The 18,232-nt window shown below is 54.2% G+C and carries 19 protein-coding genes; all 19 read right to left on the bottom strand.

The features are described 5' to 3' along the window. Window positions 1–65: 65 nt before the first annotated feature. The 19 genes from tatB to zwf all read right to left on the bottom strand — a co-directional run bounded on the left by tatB (window position 66) and on the right by zwf (window position 18,209). Window positions 66–497, bottom strand: coding sequence for a Sec-independent protein translocase protein TatB (gene tatB, locus BMX00_RS05425; protein WP_090827965.1), 432 nt, complete (start codon window positions 495–497; stop codon window positions 66–68). A gap of 152 nt (window positions 498–649) precedes the next feature. Then, window positions 650–877 carry a Sec-independent protein translocase subunit TatA gene (gene tatA / locus BMX00_RS05430; protein ID WP_090827967.1) on the bottom strand — a complete coding sequence of 76 codons (228 nt, stop codon included), beginning with the start codon at window positions 875–877 and terminating at the stop codon, window positions 650–652. A gap of 9 nt (window positions 878–886) precedes the next feature. Continuing rightward, window positions 887–1,240 carry a histidine triad nucleotide-binding protein gene (locus BMX00_RS05435; protein WP_090827969.1) on the bottom strand — a complete coding sequence of 118 codons (354 nt, stop codon included), beginning with the start codon at window positions 1,238–1,240 and terminating at the stop codon, window positions 887–889. 2 nt (window positions 1,241–1,242) lie between these two features. Continuing rightward, complete coding sequence (locus BMX00_RS05440) at window positions 1,243–1,569, bottom strand: phosphoribosyl-ATP diphosphatase (protein ID WP_090827971.1); 327 nt, start codon at window positions 1,567–1,569, stop codon at window positions 1,243–1,245. Continuing rightward, window positions 1,566–1,955, bottom strand: coding sequence for a phosphoribosyl-AMP cyclohydrolase (hisI, locus tag BMX00_RS05445; RefSeq protein WP_090827973.1), 390 nt, complete (start codon window positions 1,953–1,955; stop codon window positions 1,566–1,568). The genes BMX00_RS05440 and hisI overlap by 4 nt, the downstream gene beginning before the upstream one ends. Before the next feature lie 31 nt (window positions 1,956–1,986). Further along, window positions 1,987–2,745, bottom strand: coding sequence for an imidazole glycerol phosphate synthase subunit HisF (gene hisF / locus BMX00_RS05450; RefSeq protein ID WP_090827974.1), 759 nt, complete (start codon window positions 2,743–2,745; stop codon window positions 1,987–1,989). A 243-nt stretch (window positions 2,746–2,988) separates the two neighbouring features. Continuing rightward, on the bottom strand, window positions 2,989–3,765 hold the full coding sequence (gene hisA, locus BMX00_RS05455) for a 1-(5-phosphoribosyl)-5-[(5-phosphoribosylamino)methylideneamino]imidazole-4-carboxamide isomerase (RefSeq protein ID WP_090827976.1): 777 nt from the start codon (window positions 3,763–3,765) through the stop codon (window positions 2,989–2,991). Between the two features lie 41 nt (window positions 3,766–3,806). Continuing rightward, window positions 3,807–4,523: an imidazole glycerol phosphate synthase subunit HisH gene (hisH, locus tag BMX00_RS05460; RefSeq protein WP_090827978.1), complete on the bottom strand. Its 717-nt coding sequence runs from the start codon at window positions 4,521–4,523 to the stop codon at window positions 3,807–3,809. A 25-nt stretch (window positions 4,524–4,548) separates the two neighbouring features. Further along, the gene (gene hisB, locus BMX00_RS05465) at window positions 4,549–5,136 is read right to left on the bottom strand and encodes an imidazoleglycerol-phosphate dehydratase HisB (RefSeq protein ID WP_090827980.1); all 588 of its coding nucleotides are present in this window, start codon (window positions 5,134–5,136) and stop codon (window positions 4,549–4,551) included. A gap of 47 nt (window positions 5,137–5,183) precedes the next feature. Beyond that, entirely contained in the window at window positions 5,184–6,266 is a 1,083-nt protein-coding gene (hisC, locus tag BMX00_RS05470) for a histidinol-phosphate transaminase (protein ID WP_090827982.1), read from the bottom strand. A gap of 68 nt (window positions 6,267–6,334) precedes the next feature. Beyond that, window positions 6,335–7,654 (bottom strand): histidinol dehydrogenase, encoded by a 1,320-nt coding sequence (gene hisD, locus BMX00_RS05475; protein WP_177171776.1) that lies wholly within the window; start codon window positions 7,652–7,654, stop codon window positions 6,335–6,337. 42 nt (window positions 7,655–7,696) lie between these two features. Further along, entirely contained in the window at window positions 7,697–8,341 is a 645-nt protein-coding gene (gene hisG / locus BMX00_RS05480) for an ATP phosphoribosyltransferase (protein ID WP_090827984.1), read from the bottom strand. A 268-nt stretch (window positions 8,342–8,609) separates the two neighbouring features. Further along, window positions 8,610–10,073 (bottom strand): dihydrolipoyl dehydrogenase, encoded by a 1,464-nt coding sequence (gene lpdA, locus BMX00_RS05485; protein ID WP_090827987.1) that lies wholly within the window; start codon window positions 10,071–10,073, stop codon window positions 8,610–8,612. A 71-nt stretch (window positions 10,074–10,144) separates the two neighbouring features. Beyond that, on the bottom strand, window positions 10,145–11,512 hold the full coding sequence (gene odhB, locus BMX00_RS05490; protein ID WP_090827989.1) for a 2-oxoglutarate dehydrogenase complex dihydrolipoyllysine-residue succinyltransferase: 1,368 nt from the start codon (window positions 11,510–11,512) through the stop codon (window positions 10,145–10,147). Window positions 11,513–11,526: 14 nt separating this feature from the next. After that, entirely contained in the window at window positions 11,527–14,358 is a 2,832-nt protein-coding gene (locus BMX00_RS05495) for a 2-oxoglutarate dehydrogenase E1 component (protein WP_218141509.1), read from the bottom strand. A gap of 16 nt (window positions 14,359–14,374) precedes the next feature. After that, window positions 14,375–15,676: a citrate synthase gene (gltA, locus tag BMX00_RS05500; RefSeq protein ID WP_090827993.1), complete on the bottom strand. Its 1,302-nt coding sequence runs from the start codon at window positions 15,674–15,676 to the stop codon at window positions 14,375–14,377. A 31-nt stretch (window positions 15,677–15,707) separates the two neighbouring features. Continuing rightward, window positions 15,708–15,944: an FAD assembly factor SdhE gene (locus tag BMX00_RS05505; RefSeq protein WP_090827996.1), complete on the bottom strand. Its 237-nt coding sequence runs from the start codon at window positions 15,942–15,944 to the stop codon at window positions 15,708–15,710. Next, a complete protein-coding gene (locus BMX00_RS05510) occupies window positions 15,941–16,636 on the bottom strand; it encodes a succinate dehydrogenase iron-sulfur subunit (RefSeq protein WP_090827998.1) in 696 nt (231 codons plus the stop codon). Before BMX00_RS05510 ends, BMX00_RS05505 begins: the two co-directional genes overlap by 4 nt. Window positions 16,637–16,703: 67 nt before the next feature. Beyond that, entirely contained in the window at window positions 16,704–18,209 is a 1,506-nt protein-coding gene (zwf, locus tag BMX00_RS05515) for a glucose-6-phosphate dehydrogenase (RefSeq protein WP_090828212.1), read from the bottom strand. Window positions 18,210–18,232 lie beyond the last annotated feature (23 nt).

Below are 18,232 nucleotides of genomic sequence, written 5' to 3' on the forward strand. Positions count from 1 at the left end.
ATACTGAGTCGTGTAAAGAAAATGGAAGGGGAAATAATCGGAAAAGTACACGTTATCCGTCGCACTCAATGGCTGGCGGCACCCGGCACTTCATGATTTGACTTTGACGAGACCGCTGAGGAGCTTGCTTTATTAGCTGGAGTGACAGTTGAATCTGATGGCGAAGCGTTTTCTGCCACGGTGTCCGACTCTATAATGGAAGACGTGGAAGAGGACCTCGTTTCCACCCCTTCCATGGCTTCCTGGAACTGACGTATTTCTGTTCGAACCGAGGTTTCAATGGAATGAGCGGTTCCTTCAACCGAAGTTTTGAATTTCTTCAATTCTTCCAGTTCCATTTCCCGTTGAATATCGTTTTTAACGTTATTGACGTAACGTTGTGCCCGCCCAAACAGATGCCCTAGAGTGCGCGCGACGCCCGGAAGCCGCTCTGGCCCGAGTACAACCAGCGCTACCACTCCTATAACGACCATTTCCGTAAAGCTGATATCGAACATTTTAGCCTGAATTACTGGTTACGGAGGAAAAGCAAAGGCAACGAAATGGTAGGGATGAGTAAGAGATAAATGATATACCTATCAAGCCACCTGCCAGGCGACCGGCACGTGCATTCGCCCTGCCTGGTGTCGTCTGAATTGCAATCGCCAAATCAGGGCTTGGGCTGAGCGCTGTCCTTGACCTCGGACTCGATGGTTCGAGCGCTGGTTTGTTGAGCAGATGGCGGTGTATCCTCTTCATCAGCGGTTTTCATTCCATCCTTGAAACCCTTCACGGCACTCCCAAGATCGCTGCCGAGATTGCGAAGTTTCTTGGTACCGAATACCAAAACAACAACCAGCAGAACGATCAGCCAATGCCAAATACTTAATGATCCCATTTTTACTCCTTATCCTGGGTGTGGAATCATGCCGGGCAGGCGTTCCCTGCCTCCTATGATGTGAATATGCAGATGGTGAATTTCCTGTCCTCCCACATGGCCGGTATTGATAATGGTACGGAAACCATTGCTACAGCCCTGTTCCGAGGCGAGCCTGGGAATCAGAACCATCATATCTCCCAGTAAACTGCGGTGCTTGTCCTCGACTTCTGCCAGCGAGCCGATATGAAGCTTGGGTATCAGCATGAAATGTACCGGAGCTGCGGGATGGATATCGTGAAATGCAAAAACATCCGTGTCCTCATAAATCTTACTGCTGGGAACCTCCCCCCGCGCGATTTTACAGAAAATGCAATTCTCCATTTTTACGCCTCTTTCCGTGCGGCTTTTTCATCTATTCCCGAGATGCCCTCCCGGCGGCGCAATTCATCCAGTACATCCTGGGGTTGCAGGTTGTGGTGAGCCAGCAATACCAGACAATGGAACCATAGATCCGCCACCTCACGCGTAATATGGGACTTGTCACCTTCTTTCGAGGCCAATAATACCTCGGCCGACTCTTCCGCTACTTTTTTCAGGATCTTGTCCTGCCCTTCATGCAAAAGCTTCGCTACATAAGAAGCCGTAGGGTCGGCGCTCTTGCGGCTTTCGATGACTTCTGCCACCCGATAAAGAACCGCAGGATCCGTCATTTTTTGTAAATTTCCCCCGGACTCTTGATTACAGGCGCGTCAACGACCCATTGACCATTTTCGAATTTATTGAAAAAGCAGTTGTGCCTGCCGGTATGACAGGATATACCGCCAACTTGTTCCACCGCCAGCAGCAGAACATCCTCGTCACAATCCAGATGAATTTCCTTCACCTTTTGTACATGACCCGATTCTTCGCCCTTATGCCAGAGTTTCTTGCGGGAACGCGACCAATAATGGGCTTCGCTGGTTTCGACAGTAAGTTTCAATGCTTCACGGTTCATCCAGGCGACCATTAAAACTTTTTTGCTGTTCGCTTCCTGCGCCACCACCTGTACCAGTCCGTCATCGGACCAGTTTATCTTATTAAGCCAAATATCGGACATAGACATGTTTGAGGATCAGATTGTTCTTCGACTATAGCCGTACTTCAATGCCATGCTGCGCCATACACTCTTTGGCTTGGCGTACGGTATATTCACCATAATGGAAAATACTGGCTGCCAGCACTGCATCAGCATGGCCCTCGGTGATTCCTTCCACCAAATGATTCAAATTTCCCACGCCACCACTCGCGATTACCGGCACCTCTACCGCGTCCGAAACTGCGCGCATCAGCGCCAGGTCAAAACCGTTACGCGTACCATCCCTATCCATACTGGTCAGCAGTATTTCGCCCGCGCCCAGCGACTGCATTTTCTTTGCCCACCCCACCGCATCCAGACCCGTGGCCGTGCGTCCTCCATGAATAAACACTTCCCAGCCATTTCCCATCCGCTTCGCGTCTATCGCCACGACTATGCATTGTGAGCCATAGCGATCCGATGCAGCCTCCACCAGCTGGGGATTCTGCACCGCTGAAGTGTTGATACTGACTTTATCAGCCCCTGCGTTCAGTAACCGGCGGACATCTTCGACTTTACGAACGCCGCCGCCCACCGTTAGTGGAATAAACACCTGGGCTGCCACCTCCTCGATAATATGCAGGATCAAGTCACGGTTATCGGAACTGGCGGTAATATCAAGAAAAGTCAGTTCATCCGCTCCCTGGTCATCATAGCGCCGCGATACCTCGACGGGATCACCCGCATCCCTGAGCCCGACAAAATTGACGCCCTTGACCACGCGTCCATTTGTTACGTCAAGGCAAGGGATAATACGTTTGGCAAGACCCATAAAATATCTCTATAGCAAAATTCCAGGCATTCTCAGGTGAATTGCCGATTTACCACGCCCCACAGAAATTTCGATTTATAGAGTTATCCATAAGCCTGACCCTTGAAAGAAGCCCGCCCTTTGAGGCCCTTTGGGGATGTGTGAAGGCCGCCCAGAATTAAGTCACTGCAGCAGAGGTAAAATCGGAAAAATTCATGCACGGTTCGGAAGACCCGAGACGGCTTGCAAAATAGGCTAAAGTCATCAGGATGAGGAAAAGCTCGCGTCCCGCATTCTCATTTTCATGCTCAAATCATCCGCCAGCGCCTGTGCCGATCTAAAGTCCAGCGCGCCCTCGTAAATGGCGCGTCCCGTGATAGCGCCCGCAATACCTTCCAATTCGATTTCGCAGAGCGCCTTGACGTCATCGAGGTTGCTGATCCCGCCGCTCGCAATTACCGGAACGGTGAGCGCCCTGGCCAGTTCCATTGTAGCCTCGATATTGACACCGCTTAACATGCCGTCACGCCCGATATCGGTATAAATGATGGCTTCAACGCCGTAATCCTCGAATTTTTTCGCAAGATCCACCACATCATGGCCTGTGACTTTAGACCACCCGTTGACGGCAACTTTACCGTCCTTGGCATCCAGCCCGACCATGATGTGACCCGGGAATGCGTTGCAGGCGTCGTGGAGAAACCCGGGCGTCTTTACTGCCGCCGTCCCAATGATAATATAGGTGATGCCGTCATCGAGATAGCGCTCGATAGTCTCGAGATCGCGTATGCCACCGCCAAGTTGAGTCGGAATTTCATCGCCAATGGCTTCAACGATCTCGCGGATGGCTGCCTCATTTTTTGGCTTTCCTGCAAAGGCGCCATTGAGGTCAACCAGATGCAGCCTCCGAGCGCCCTGGTCCAGCCAATGTCTGGCCATTGCTCCAGGATCTTCCGAAAACACCGTGGCATTTTCCATCACGCCTTGTTTGAGACGGACGCAGTGGCCGTCTTTCAGGTCTATCGCAGGAATGATCAGCATAGTAAGTCAGGATTAAAATGAGATTGAGTTTCGATATTGCGTCAAACATTACATCCGGATTCGCTTATCCGTACTTGCTTATCCATAGCTGAAGCGGGCTCCCAATGTACAAAGTTACGCAGCAGCATCAAACCCGCTTCTTGGCTTTTTTCGGGATGAAACTGGACGGCGAAAATATTATCTCTTGCTACAGCGCAAGTAAACGGAAAAGGATAAAGACTGTAAGCCGCCGCGGACCCTGGATCGGCAGTTTCGACATAGTAACTGTGCACGAAATAAAATCGTGCATCCTGAGGGATACCCTCCCACAAAGGATGCGCGGTGATCTGATGGACCTGGTTCCATCCCATGTGCGGTACCTTGAATCTGGGCTTCACATGCTCGTTGGCTCCATCGGTGTTACCGGTATCTGCCGTTGAGGTGGGGGGAAAACGCCGCACCTGGCCCGGCACAACGCCCAAGCCCGTGACGTTGCCTTCCTCGCTGCTATCGAACAGCATTTGCAGACCAAGGCAGATACCGAGAAAAGGTTTGTTCATCGCAGCATCCAGCACTGCGGCGCGCAATCCGTGCGTGTCCAGCTCCCGCAAACAGTCGGGCATCGCCCCCTGGCCGGGAACCACCACACGGCCAGCACTCCGCACTACCTCAGGATCGCCGGTAACGGAGATGGATACAGCCGGGGCCACATGCTCCAGCGCTTTGGACACGGAACGCAGGTTGCCCATGCCATAATCAACGATCGCGATGTCGGTCATCCTACGCAAATAAAAATGAGAGGAGCTACAATGCGCCTTTTGTGGATGGAATGGTGCCCGTCGCGCGCGGGTCGGCTTCGATCGCCATGCGCAGCGCGCGCCCAAACGCCTTGAAGACCGTTTCCGCCTGGTGGTGCGCGTTGCGGCCGGTGAGATTGTCGACGTGCAGCGTTAGCAGAGCGTGATTCACAAAACCTTGAAAGAATTCCTTGATCAAATCGACATCGAATTCGCCGATGCGGGCACGCACAAACTCGACGTTAAATTCCATGCCCGGGCGCCCGGAGAGATCCACCACCACGCGCGATAACGCTTCATCCAGCGGCACATAAGCGTGCCCGTAACGGCGCAAGCCCTTCTTATCCCCAATCGCTTGCATAAATGCCTGCCCCAGGGTAATGCCGATATCTTCCACCGTATGATGCGCATCGATATGCAGGTCTCCCTTGGCGACAATCTCCAGGTCTACCATGCCATGGCGTGCCACCTGATCCAGCATGTGGTCCAGGAATGGCACACCGGTTGCCAATGTTGCCTTGCCGGTTCCATCCAGATTGATAGTGAGGCTGATCTGGGTTTCCAGTGTGTTACGGTTGACTTGGGCCTCACGCATGACGATTCCGTTGAACAGAGCAGAATGAAAAAAATCAGTTATTCCTGTCAGGTTTTAAGTGAAGCCTGTAATGCCATCAAAAATTGGTTGTTTTCGTCCGGTGTTCCGACCGTGACACGCAAGCAATTTCTCAACAATGGATGAGAGCCGTCTAGATTTTTGATCAATATGCCCCGTTTTTTAAGTTGCTGGAACACCTGTCCGGCCTCATGTTGGTGAGTCACCCGGAACAAGATGAAGTTCGCATCGGATGAAAAAACCTCAGTGCCTTCCAGCGCCGCCAAGCGCTCGCCCATTGCTGTTCGTTCGCGCTTGATCGCCGCGGCTTGTTGCAGCAGAACCTCAGAATGCTGTAGCACCTTTTCAGCGATCAGTTGAGTCGCAATGCCTACATTATACGGCAAGCGCAGCTTTTCCAATTGCGCAACCCATTCCGGCCGCCCCGCCAGGATTCCAAGCCTCAATCCAGCCAGTCCAAGCTTTGACAGCGTGCGCATCACCAGAAGATTGGGATATTGCGTCAGCTTGTCCATGAAGCTTGCGCCGGCGAAAGCATGATAAGCTTCATCCACTACCACGAGGCCGGGTGCAGCTTTAATAATACGTGAGATCGCCCCGGTGTCAAACAGGTTGCCAGTAGGGTTGTTTGGATAGGCAATAAAAATTACCGCTGGCTGGTGGCGCGCCATGGATTCAAGCACCGCATCCAGGTCGAGCGAAAAATCCGTGTTTAACGGCACACCCCTGTAATCTATCCGCGCGAACGTCGCAATCATCCGAAACATGACGAACGCGGGTTCGACACTCATCAGCACGGCTCCCGGTTTGGCGCAGGCCAAAGCAATAATCTGAATGATCTCGTCCGAACCATTGCCCAGCATGATGTCCATCCCGGCGGGAACCGAGAGCGCTTCCCGGAGGGTGGCCTTGAGCGCGACGGCCCCAGCATCGGGATAGCGGTTGAGCGGCGCATCCGCGGCAAGCCGCGCAATTTCCTCGCGTAATTCGAGAGGCAGCGGATAAGGGTTTTCCATTGCATCCAGCTTAACCATGCCGACTGCGTGCGGGACGTGATAGCCCGAAAGCGCGAGAATTTCGGGGCGGATAACCTGATCAGGGGAGATCGACATTATGTTTATTGATATGCATGCAGTGCATGCGGAAGAGGAATGGCGGAAGCTAAGCTATGGAACAGCGGTTAATCGTTTCTCTCGGTGAGATTCATGAATCGGTATTCCGCCGACATCGCATGAGCTTGCAGACCCTCACCACGCGCCAGGATGGAAGCTATTTTGCCGAGCTCTGCCGAACCAGACTCTGACACCTGGATGATGCTGCTGCGTTTCTGGAAATCGTAAACGCCCAACGGCGACGAGAAACGCGCGGTACGTGAAGTGGGCAGTACGTGGTTGGGGCCGGCACAATAATCGCCGAGTGCTTCCGAAGTATGGCGCCCCAGGAAAATCGCGCCTGCGTGCCTGATTTTATCGAGCCATTTTTCCGGTTGGCCGACGGATAGTTCCAGGTGTTCCGGAGCGATGCGATTGGCGATGGCGCAGGCGTCATCCAGATCGCGCACCTGGATCAAGGCGCCGCGGTTTTCGAGCGAGGCGCGTATAACCGTTTTGCGCGGCATGGCTTCCAATTGACGGGCAATGCTTGTTGCCACGTCATCGATAAAGCGGGCATCAGGGGACAGGAGGATGGCTTGCGCCAGCTCATCATGTTCAGCTTGAGAAAACAAATCCATCGCGATCCAGTCCGGATTCGTCTTGCCATCACAAATGACGAGAATTTCGGAGGGGCCCGCGAGCATGTCGATGCCCACAATGCCGAATACGCAGCGCTTGGCTGCTGCCACGTACGCATTACCGGGACCGACAATCTTGTCCACTCGCGGCACGGTTTGGGTGCCATAGGCGAGGGCGCCGACAGCTTGAGCGCCGCCAACGGTAAATACCCGGTCCACCCCGCAAATCGCTGCCGCAGCCAGCACCAGATCGTTGGTATCACCGCCGGGCGTGGGAACCACCATAATGAGCTCACTCACCCCGGCCACCTTAGCCGGGATTGCATTCATCAGTACGGAAGAAGGATAGGATGCTTTTCCGCCTGGAACGTAGAGCCCGACACGATCCAGAGGTGTTATCTTCTGGCCGAGCAGCGTACCATCAGGCTCCGTATAGCTCCACGATTGCAATAATTGTTTTTCATGATAGGCGCGTACTCGCCTGGCGGCGTACTCCAGCGCGTCACGCCTCTCCACAGGCAATTTCCGCAGGGATTCCTGCAAGCGGTCATGAGGCAATTCAAGCTCCGCCACCGCCGTCGCGTCCAGGTGATCGAAACGGAGGGTATACTCCAGCAGGGCTTTGTCGCCACGTTTTTTTATGTCTGCAAGAATAGCCGAAACCGTCGCGTATATTAACGCATCCTGAGCATCTTCAAAGGCCAGCAGTTTCTCCACCGCATCGTTAAAACCAACGTCGGTGGAGCGTAATCGTTTAATCTGAATCATGGGAAAAGGTTTCAGGTTTCTTTCGTAGCGCTGTTTTCTGTTTTATTGCGGGATTGCGGCTGAAAAAGCATCCAGCATCGGCTGTATTATCTCCCGCTTCAATTTCAAAGCCGCCTGGTTGATGACGAGGCGCGCGGAAATCGGCCTGATCTCTTCCACAGCCTTGAGATGGTTAGCCTTGAGCGTGTTCCCGCTTGACACCAGATCCACAATCGCATCCGCCAACCCTACCAGCGGGGCAAGTTCCATCGAACCATAGAGCTTGATGAGATCCACGTGCATACCTTTTTCTGCAAAGTGTTCGCGCGCGGTTTGGAAATATTTAGTCGCCACACGCACTCGGGCTCCTCTGCCGACTGCGGATTCGTAATCGAAATCATCCCGTACCGCTACCATCATACGGCAGCGGGCGATATTCAAGTCGAGCGGCTGATAAAGTCCGGCGCCACCGTGCTCCAGCAATACGTCCTTGCCGGCAATGCCCATGTCCGCCGCGCCATATTGCACATAGGTAGGCACATCCGAAGCGCGTACGATGATAAGCCGTACATTATCGCGATTGGTGGCGAGGATCAGCTTGCGTGAAGTCTCGGGATCATCCAGCGCGACAATTCCTGCCGCTTTCAGGAGCGGCGCAGTATCGTCAAAAATACGGCCCTTGGAAAGGGCAATCGTGATACTCATCATGGGCAATTTGGGAAAAGCCGCATTTTACTCTAAAGCAGGTACGTCGGCGCGCTGGACAGCTGCAGGATGCAATGGCTATGCCGAGGGCTCCAGATAGCGTCTCCAAAAGTCCCCATCCGTCCATACGAATGGTCGTTCCGCGAAAACAGAATCTCAGGGGATATTCCCTGGGAAAATGGTAAAAAATGGGATTTGGCAGGGGCGAAAATCCACAGGATTCCCGCTTTTCGCAAAGGCGTATCGCTCGTAGTTCCACAGAAAGTTGGTTTTATATATGGATCGCCCGTTTGTCCACGCCCAACGCCGCCTCGTGCAGCACTTCGGATAGGGAAGGATGAGCATGAACAATGCGGGCGATATCCTCGCTGGTAGCGGAGAATTCCATTGCCACTACGGCTTCGGCAATCATTTCGGAAACGTAGGGGCCGATCATGTGAACGCCGAGGATGCGGTCCGTGTCCGCATCTGCCAGCATCTTGACGAAACCACCCGTCTCCCCAAGCGCGCGCGCGCGTCCGTTTGCCATGAAAGGAAACTGCCCTGATTTATATTGAATCCCGGCTGCTTTCAATTCCTGCTCGGTCTTGCCCACCCAGGCAATTTCGGGCGAGGTATAGATCACCCAAGGGATAGCGTCCAGGTTCGCATGGCCCGCCTGGCCGGCAATGGATTCGGCCACCGCGACGCCTTCCTCGGACGCCTTGTGCGCCAGCATGGGCCCGCGTACCACGTCGCCGACAGCGTATATGTTGGGCAGGTTCGTGCGGCAACTGGCATCGACCTCAATATAACCACGATCATCCAGTTTCAGGCCGACGTTTTCCGCGCCCAGGCCGGCGGTATTTGGAACCCGGCCGACTGCGACGATCAGTTTATCCACTTCGAGTTTTTGTAGATTACCCTCGGCATCCGCGGCATCAGTATACTCGACCGTAATATTTCCTTCACTCGTCCTGATACTGCTTATCTGGATGCCAGTCCTTATCACCAGGCCCGATTCCCGGGTGAAGATTTTCCGCGCTTCTTTCGCCACCTGCTCGTCGGCTGCCATCAGAAACTGGGGCAGGGCTTCCAGAATGGTGACATCCGCGCCGAGCCTTCGCCATAGGCTACCCATTTCCAGGCCGATCACCCCACCGCCAATCACACCCAGCCGTTGGGGCACTTCTGTCAGCGCCAGTGCACCGGTATTGTCCAGTATTCGCTTATTGTCCACAGGTGCGAACGATAACGTGCGGGGCGTTGAACCGGTGGCAATGATAATGTGTTTTGCCTGAATGGTCTCCGCCTTATCCCCGTCCTTTACCTCGATCCGCCAGAAGATGCTGTTCTCGTCATTCTCATTTTTTTTACTCTCAAGCAGCATCGCACGCCCATGCATCGAGGTTACTTTATTTTTCTTGAACAGCATGGCGACCCCGCCGGTGAAGTTGGAGACGATCTTGTCCTTGCGCGAAATCATCACGGGAACACTCATCGATAGTCCTTCCACCGTAATACCATGAGCCGAGAACTTACGCGCGGCGCGTTCGTAATTCTCCGACGACTCCAGCAGCGCCTTGGACGGTATGCAGCCGACATTCAGGCAGGTGCCGCCCAGGCTGGGTTTTCCCTGAGGGTTTTTCCACTCGTCTATACAGACCGTATTGAGCCCTAGCTGGGCGCAACGAATCGCCGCCACATAGCCGCCCGGACCAGCGCCTATTACTGCTACATCAAAAGATTGTGACATATTCCTGATTATGAAAATAACATAAAATGGTGAAATAATTCCTTTAAGGAGCAAGGTGGGCTGCGATGCGCTCAGCCTTCGAGCAATGGGCTCATCGGATATTCCAGTGCTTCTTTCATCGCCACCAGGGAAAGCACAGCCTCGCGCCCGTCTATGATTCGATGATCATAGGATAACGCGAGGTAACACATTGGACGTATCACCACCTGGCCATTCTCGGCCACCGGGCGATCCTTGGTGGCGTGTATGCCTAGAATGGCGCTTTGCGGCGGATTGATAATGGGGGTGGAAAGCATTGAACCGAATACGCCACCATTGGTGATTGAGAAGGTGCCGCCGGTCAATTCCTCAATGGTAAGTTTGCCGTCCTGAGCACGCTTGCCAAAATCGGCGATTTTCTTTTCAATTTCGGCCCGCGACAGGGATTCCGCGTTACGCAGAATAGGAACAACCAGCCCGCGTGGGCTGCTCACTGCAATTCCAATATCATAATAATCGTGATAGATGATGTCCTCCCCTTCCACCGATGCGTTGACAATGGGGAATTTTTTGAGCGCGGCGACCGCTGCCTTGACGAAAAACGACGTGAGGCCGAGCTTGACACCGTGCTCTTTCTCGAATTTTTCCTTATAGCGGGCACGCAAGTCCATGATCGGTTGCATGTTGACTTCGTTGAAGGTGGTGAGGATTGCCGCGGTGGATTGGGACTGCACCAGTCGCTCGGCGATACGCGCCCGCAGCCGCGACATTCGAACCCGCCGTTCAAGCCGATCGCCCGCTGGTACCGGCGGGGAGACGGGCTTGGCTGAAACAGGGGGAACAGAAGGAACGGGCTGGGGGGAGGGCGCAGGGGGCATGGGTGGTGCGGCTTTATGTTCCACATGGGCCGATACGTCTTCTTTGGTGATCCGGCCGCCGCGGCCAGTGCCCTGGATCGAACTTACTTCTCCTGCTTCAAGGTGTGCCTGCGCCGCGGCGCTCCGCGCGGCGGGCATCATCGCCGCGGTTGGCGCACCTGCCGAGGGAAGCTCCACAGGCTCCGGCACGGGCTTAGGCTTCGCTTCCGGCTTAGGCTCAGATACGGGCTCGGGCTTCGGCTCGGGCTCAAGTTTCACTTGGGACGGTTGGGCAGGCTCTGCGGCGGCAGGAGCGGGCGGGACCGAAACGGGCTCCGCACCCATAGCGGCCGATAAGGCTGCGGCTTCGGTATCGATTGAGGCAATGACCTCGCCGCTCGTTACAGTCGCTCCGTCGCCCTTGATGATTTTGGCCAGCACGCCTGTGGCAGGAGAGGGGAGTTCCAATACGACTTTATCGGTTTCAATTTCGATCAGATTTTCGTCGCGTTCGACGCGTTCACCCTCTTTTTTTTTCCACGAGAGCAGTGTAGCTTCTGCGACCGATTCGGATAACAATGGAACTTTGACGTCGACGAGCATAAGCTCTCCTCTTATTAAATTTCCTCGCGAAACGCCGCCGCGACCAATTCTTTCTGCTGAAGATTGTGTTTGGCCAGATATCCTACCGCCGGGGAGGCGGACGATGACCGCAATGCATAACCCAGCACTTGATCGGGGCGCATGTGCCTCAGCAGATAATGCTGTATGCGGTGCCAGGCCCCCTGATTGCCAGGTTCCTCCTGACACCAGAGTATATCTCTGGCTCGCGGGTAGCGCTCGACCTCAACCTGGAAATCATCATGCGGAAAAGGATATAACTGCTCGATCCGGATAATCGCAACATCTTCGATTTTTTGTTCGCGGCGATAAGCCACCAGATCATAATAAATCTTGCCGCAGCAGGCGATCATACGTCGGACATTTGAGGAATCGAGCTTTTCGGTTTCGGGAATGATGGGCTGAAACCTGCCATCGGCGAGATCCGTGAGGCTCGATACCGATTCCTTATGGCGCAGCAGGCTTTTCGGGCTCATGAGGACGAGAGGTTTGCGCAGCGGGCGGAGCATCTGCCGCCGCAGCACATGAAACATCTGCGCCGGCGTGGAGGGGACACATACCTGAATATTATATTCGGCACATAATTGCAGATAGCGCTCCAGCCGGGCTGAGGAGTGTTCCGGTCCCTGACCCTCATAGCCGTGCGGAAGCATCATGACCAGGCCGCATAGCCGCCCCCACTTGGCTTCACCGGATGCGATGAACTGGTCTATCACGACCTGCGCCCCATTGGCAAAATCACCAAACTGCGCTTCCCATACCACCAGCTCATCCGGTTCCGCGGTGGCGTAACCATATTCAAAGCCGAGCACTGCTTCCTCCGACAATACCGAATCGATCACGGTGAAATCGGGTTGCCCCGGCGCGATATGGCGCAGAGGAATATACGCGCCTTCGTTCCATCGTTCCCGGTTCTGGTCGTGCAGTACGGCGTGGCGGTGAAAAAATGTTCCTCGCGCCGAGTCCTGCCCTGAAATGCGTACCGCATACCCATCTTTCAAAAGCGCCGCGTACGCCAGGTTTTCCGCCATTCCCCAATCCAGCGGGAGCTTTCCCTCGGCCATTGAGCGGCGGTCAGCGGTGATTTTTTCCACGCGCGGGTGTAACTTGAATTTGCCTGGAATGTCGGTTAGCCGTTCGGCCAGATTCTTCAAATCCGCAATAGGAAGGCCGGTTTCGACCTGCATATCCCACTTGCTGTTCTTCAGGAAAGGCGTCCAGTCCACCGCATCCGGCGATTTGTAGCCATACACTATGGTCTTGTTAGGGTTGCGGCCCGCATCCATATCGTCGCGATAGGCTTTTACCATCCGCTCAGCCTCGCCGGGTTTGATGACGCCTTCAGCTTCCAGTTTGTCGGCATAGCGCTTGCGCGTACCGGGATGCCTGGCAATCAGCTTGTACATAAGAGGCTGAGTCACCATCGGTTCATCCTGCTCATTGTGGCCGAGCGTGCGGAAACAGACCATGTCCACGACCACATCCTTGTGGAACTTCATCCGAAAATCGAGCGCGATTTCTGTCACCATGACGACCGCTTCCGGATCATCGCCATTGACATGAAAAATAGGCGCCTCGATCATTTTTGACACGTCAGTGCAATACAGCGTGGAGCGTGCGTCGCGCGGATCGGAGGTTGTGAAACCGATCTGGTTGTTAATGATGATGTGCACCGTGCCCCCGGTGCCAAAACCGCGCGTCTGCGAAAGATTCAGGGTTTCCATTACTACCCCCTGAGCCGAATATGCAGCATCGCCATGCAACAGCACCGGCAAAACCAAGTCGCCATCTCTGTCCTTCAGGCGGTGCTGGCGGGCGCGTACCGAGCCCTCTACCACCGGATCCACGATTTCCAGATGTGAGGGATTGAATGCCAGCGAGAGACGCATCACGCCGCCTGGAGTGGACACCGCCGAGGAGAAGCCCTGGTGGTATTTCACATCGCCCTCGGTCAACTCCTGCGCATGCTTGCCTTCGAATTCCTGGAACAGATCGGCTGGTAGTTTACCCAGGGTATTAACCAATACGTTGAGCCGTGCCCGGTGAGCCATGCCGATAATCAGCTGCTGCACGCCCATCCCGCCGGCGCGTTGCAGCAAGTTATCCAATAGCGGAATCAGACTCTCGGCGCCTTCGCCAGAGAAGCGTTTCTGGCCGACATAGCGGGTGTGCAGGTATTTTTCCAAACCTTCCGCCGCGCTGAGGCGTTCAAGGATATGCCTTTTATACTCAGCGGAGTAACGGGGTTGCGCGCGGGAACCCTCAATGCGGTTCTGTATCCAGCGCTTATGCTCGGTGTCGGTAATATACATATACTCGACCCCGATAGTGCCGCAGTAGGTTTGCCGGAGCGTTTGCAGGATTTCACCAAGCGGCGCACGGGGGGCGCCCACCAATGAACCGGTGCCAAAAACAGTGCTCATATCCGCTTCAGTCAAGCCGTAGTATGCGGGGTCGAGTTCCGGGACGTGGGGTTTTTCCTGATGCTTGAGAGGGTCGAGATCGGCGTTGCGCACACCGAGAAAGCGGTAAGCATTGATCAGCTGCAGTACCGCTATCTGCTTACGCTCGGTTGTCAGGATGAGCTCGTCTTGCGCTGCTCCAGTAGCCGCAGCGGGCCGGCGACGCACCGCCTCCGTATTAGAACCAGCGGGGCCCGCCGCTTCCTCCGCTTTTTCCAACTGATCGAAATAGTCATGCCATTCCGGCGGAACAGATTCCGGTTGCCGCCGATATGCTTCGTATAGTCCTTCAATGAAGGGTGCATTCCCGCCTGACAGGAGAGAGTGGTTCACGTCCATAAGCAACTGCTGGCCCGAGGAGCTCATCATTGGTAAAAGCGGTTTACGTGCGTAATGCAAGGGGCACCACATCACGCGTGGTGGCACCCGTGTAAAGCTGGCGCGGTCGTCCTATTTTGTATTCGGGATCGGAAATCATTTCATTCCATTGAGCAATCCAGCCTGCCGTGCGCGCCATGGTAAATATGGCGGTGAACATCGAAGGGGGGATGCCCAATGCGCGCTGCACGATGCCTGAATAAAAATCGACATTGGGGTAGAGTTTTCTGGCAATGAAATACTCATCCTCCAGCGCGATTTTCTCCAATCTGAGTGCCAGCTTGAATAAACGGTCGTCATGCAACCCAAGTTCATCCAGCACCTCATGGCAGGTTTCACGCATCAGTTTCGCGCGTGGATCGAAGTTCTTATATACCCGGTGCCCAAATCCTACCAGTCTGAAGGGGTCATTTTTGTCTTTGGCGCGGTTAATATACTCGCCAATGCGGGATTCATCGCCGATCTCTTCCAGCATATTCAGGCAGGCCTCGTTTGCTCCGCCATGTGCCGGTCCCCAAAGGCATGCAATACCTGCGGAAATGCAGGCAAATGGGTTCGCCCCGCTGGAGCCGGCAAGCCGCACGGTCGAAGTCGAAGCATTCTGCTCGTGATCGGCATGCAGAATCAATATACGATCCAGCGCCCGTGCCAGCACCGGGTTGGGCTTATATTCCTCAGCAGGCGTGGCGAACATCATATGCATGAAATTTTCCGCGTAATTAAGACTATTGCGCGGATAGACGAATGGCTGGCCAATATTGTATTTGTATGCCATTGCGGTAATTGTCGGCAACTTCGCTATCAGGCGAAAAGCCGACAGCTCGCGGTGCGAGGCATCCGAAATATCCATCGCGTCATGGTAAAAAGCCGACAGCGCGCCGACCACGCCAACCATGACCGCCATCGGATGAGCATCCCGCCTGAAGCCCGTGTAAAAACGCGCCAGTTGCTCATGCACCATCGTATGTTCCTTGATGGTGAGGTCGAAAGAAGTTTTTTGCTGGGCGTTGGGCAACTCTCCGTTCAGCAGCAAATAACACACTTCCATAAAATCGCACTGTACTGCCAGCTGTTCGATCGGATAACCGCGATAAAGGAGAATGCCTTTATCGCCGTCTATAAACGTTATTTTGGAGCTGCTGCTGGCGGTGGAAAGAAAACCGGGGTCGTAAGTAAATACGCCGGCTCTAGAATATAGAGTGCGAATATCCACTACGTCCGGGCCCATGGTCCCGGCCAGGATGGGAAATTCAAGCGGCTGGCTGCCATTGCCTAGATCGAGTACCGCTGCACGTTTATTTTCCATATTGTTCCCTAGTATTTTTATTTCTCAAAGACTACTGTCTAACCGTTCGCAACAGGCGCAGTACCGATTGTGAACTTTCATCGTCTGCCTCCTTCTGCACAATCATATCCCATAAGTCACTATCCGAAAGGTTCAGCAAAGTCTCGAATTGCCGGAGCTCGGCTTCATCCAGTCGAGCGTAATGCTCATCCACGAAGCGTTGCAGGATAACATCCAGTTCCAGTAGCCCGCGCCGGCAGCGCCAGCGGGCACGCTCCAGTTCCCTCATACTGTCCGTTTGATCATCATATCCTTAATACTCTCAATAGCACTGGTTGGGTTCAAACCCTTGGGACATACGTCCACGCAATTCATAATGGAGTGGCAGCGGAACAGACGATACGGATCTTCGAGGTAATCCAGCCGCTCGGCGGTAGCCTGGTCGCGGCTATCTGCGAGAAAGCGATACGCCTGCAACAATCCCGCTGGCCCGACGAATTTGTCAGGATTCCACCAGAATGAGGGGCATGCGGTAGAGCAACATGCGCACAAGATGCATTCGTAGAGTCCATCCAGCTCGGCCCTTTCTTCGGGTGATTGCAACCGCTCGGTTTCCGGCGGCGGATCATTATTGATGAGATAAGGCTTGATAGAATGATATTGCTTGAAGAATTGCGTCATGTCCACGATCAGGTCGCGTATCACCGGCAATCCGGGCAAGGGGCGCAATGTTACCGGCTCCTTCAGTCCCGCTACCGGAGTGATGCATGCCAATCCATTGCGGCCGTTAATGTTCATTGCGTCCGATCCGCATACTCCTTCCCGGCAGGAACGGCGCAAGCTCAAACTGTCGTCCACGGTCTTTATCCGCACCAGCGCATCCAGCAGCATTCTGTCTGCCGGCTCCAGCATAATGTCATAATTCTGCATGTACGGTCTTTCGTCCTTGTCGGGATCGAAACGGTAGATCGAGAAATTCATGTCTGATACCTCGGTTATCTAACGTGTTGCAAAGAATACCGGCTTGAAATCAGTGGAAGGGTGAAATTCAGTAGGCCTGCAGGTCGCCGCCTTCCGGATTCAGGGAGTGGCGCCAGAACTGATCCTCATTGTCGAACAAACGGTATGTGCCTCGCGGGCCCCAGCTTCCCGCCTGATAGCCATTGATAAAACCACGTTCCATTGCCCATACCTTGATGATGGGGTCCACCGCGCGCCATGCCCATTCCACTTCATCGATGCGGAGAAACAGGGAGTGATCGCCCTGCATGACATCCAGCAACAAGCCTTCGTAGGCGTCATAATCCTCTTCGCTGCTCTTGCGATAGGTTGCGTCCAAACTGAGAGTACGGGTGTTCAGGTCAAGTCCCGGTACTTTGACCTGGATCTCCATCTTTAGACAATCATCAGGTTGAATGCCCAGCAGGATCCAGTTCGGATGCGGCAATTCGCGATGCGAGTGGCGCAGTAAATCACGTGGAGGACTTTTGAAGCGGATGCAGATTGCTGAACTGTTTTCCGCCATGCGTTTGCCAGTGCGCAGGTAGAATGGGACTCCCGCCCAACGCCAGTTGTCGATGAACAGTTTCAGCGCTGCATACGTTTCGGTAGTACTATCCGGCGCCACGCCCGGCTCATCCAGATAGCCAGGCACGGGTTTGCCGTCAATAATTCCCGCGGTATATTGTCCGCGGAACGCATGGGCGTGTACTGAATTCTGCGTGATCGGCCGTATTGCTTTCAGCACTTTTACTTTCTCATCCCGCAAATGCTCTGCGGATAGCGTTACCGGTGGTTCCATGGCCACCAATGCCAGCAACTGCAACAAATGACTCTGAATCATATCGCGCAATGCGCCGACTCCCTCGTAATAATCGGCCCGCCCCTCGACGCCCAATGTTTCGGAATGGGTAATCTGCACGTGGTCGATATAGTGGTTATTCCATAGCGGCTCAAACAATATATTGGCGAAGCGAAACACGATCACGTTCTGGACAGTGCCTTTGCCGAGATAATGGTCGATGCGATAAATTTGCGGCTCATTCAAGTGATGGTACAGGCTCCTTTGCAGGGTCTGGGCACTGAGCAGGTCATAGCCGAACGGTTTTTCGATCACTACACGGCACCAGCCCTTATTCTGCTTGAGGAGGCCTACCGTACCAAGCTTGTCGATAATTGACGGAAACTCGGAAGGTCGTACCGCCATATAAAAGACGAGATTGGGAGAGAACCCCGGAGTTTCTTCCAGTTTTTTCTGTAGATTCTGATAAGCATCACCGCTCCCGGGGGGATTGGGATGATAGTGCAGCCTGGCGCGGAAACGCTTGAACACCTCCTCGTCGAGCCCGCCGGGAAAACGTGACTGCAACATGCCAGAAACTTCTTCGATCCACTGGTCATCGTTCCACGGCTCCAGGCTGCAACCCACTATGGCCATTTTTTCAGGCAGTCGTTTGGCAACATCCAGCCGGAACAGAGCAGGGATCAGCTTCCGCCGTGACAAATTTCCGTTTGCTCCGAAAATCACCACAACACATGGCTCGATAGTTTTCATGTCCAGCATGTTTTATCCCTCAT

The sequence above is a fragment of the Nitrosovibrio tenuis genome (assembly GCF_900109785.1).
In the GTDB taxonomy this organism is placed as follows: Bacteria; Pseudomonadota; Gammaproteobacteria; order Burkholderiales; family Nitrosomonadaceae; genus Nitrosospira; species Nitrosospira tenuis_A.

What these genes read in the sequence shown, in the direction of transcription:
- tatB (WP_090827965.1), bottom strand. Translation starts at nt 497, where the DNA reads ATGTTCGATATCAGCTTTACGGAAATGGTCGTTATAGGAGTGGTAGCG.
- tatA (WP_090827967.1), bottom strand. Translation starts at nt 877, where the DNA reads ATGGGATCATTAAGTATTTGGCATTGGCTGATCGTTCTGCTGGTTGTT.
- BMX00_RS05435 (WP_090827969.1), bottom strand. Translation starts at nt 1,240, where the DNA reads ATGGAGAATTGCATTTTCTGTAAAATCGCGCGGGGGGAGGTTCCCAGC.
- BMX00_RS05440 (WP_090827971.1), bottom strand. Translation starts at nt 1,569, where the DNA reads ATGACGGATCCTGCGGTTCTTTATCGGGTGGCAGAAGTCATCGAAAGC.
- hisI (WP_090827973.1), bottom strand. Translation starts at nt 1,955, where the DNA reads ATGTCCGATATTTGGCTTAATAAGATAAACTGGTCCGATGACGGACTG.
- hisF (WP_090827974.1), bottom strand. Translation starts at nt 2,745, where the DNA reads ATGGGTCTTGCCAAACGTATTATCCCTTGCCTTGACGTAACAAATGGA.
- hisA (WP_090827976.1), bottom strand. Translation starts at nt 3,765, where the DNA reads ATGCTGATCATTCCTGCGATAGACCTGAAAGACGGCCACTGCGTCCGT.
- hisH (WP_090827978.1), bottom strand. Translation starts at nt 4,523, where the DNA reads ATGACCGACATCGCGATCGTTGATTATGGCATGGGCAACCTGCGTTCC.
- hisB (WP_090827980.1), bottom strand. Translation starts at nt 5,136, where the DNA reads ATGCGTGAGGCCCAAGTCAACCGTAACACACTGGAAACCCAGATCAGC.
- hisC (WP_090827982.1), bottom strand. Translation starts at nt 6,266, where the DNA reads ATGTCGATCTCCCCTGATCAGGTTATCCGCCCCGAAATTCTCGCGCTT.
- hisD (WP_177171776.1), bottom strand. Translation starts at nt 7,654, where the DNA reads ATGATTCAGATTAAACGATTACGCTCCACCGACGTTGGTTTTAACGAT.
- hisG (WP_090827984.1), bottom strand. Translation starts at nt 8,341, where the DNA reads ATGATGAGTATCACGATTGCCCTTTCCAAGGGCCGTATTTTTGACGAT.
- lpdA (WP_090827987.1), bottom strand. Translation starts at nt 10,073, where the DNA reads ATGTCACAATCTTTTGATGTAGCAGTAATAGGCGCTGGTCCGGGCGGC.
- odhB (WP_090827989.1), bottom strand. Translation starts at nt 11,512, where the DNA reads ATGCTCGTCGACGTCAAAGTTCCATTGTTATCCGAATCGGTCGCAGAA.
- BMX00_RS05495 (WP_218141509.1), bottom strand. Translation starts at nt 14,358, where the DNA reads ATGAGCTCCTCGGGCCAGCAGTTGCTTATGGACGTGAACCACTCTCTC.
- gltA (WP_090827993.1), bottom strand. Translation starts at nt 15,676, where the DNA reads ATGGAAAATAAACGTGCAGCGGTACTCGATCTAGGCAATGGCAGCCAG.
- BMX00_RS05505 (WP_090827996.1), bottom strand. Translation starts at nt 15,944, where the DNA reads ATGAGGGAACTGGAGCGTGCCCGCTGGCGCTGCCGGCGCGGGCTACTG.
- BMX00_RS05510 (WP_090827998.1), bottom strand. Translation starts at nt 16,636, where the DNA reads ATGAATTTCTCGATCTACCGTTTCGATCCCGACAAGGACGAAAGACCG.
- zwf (WP_090828212.1), bottom strand. Translation starts at nt 18,209, where the DNA reads ATGAAAACTATCGAGCCATGTGTTGTGGTGATTTTCGGAGCAAACGGA.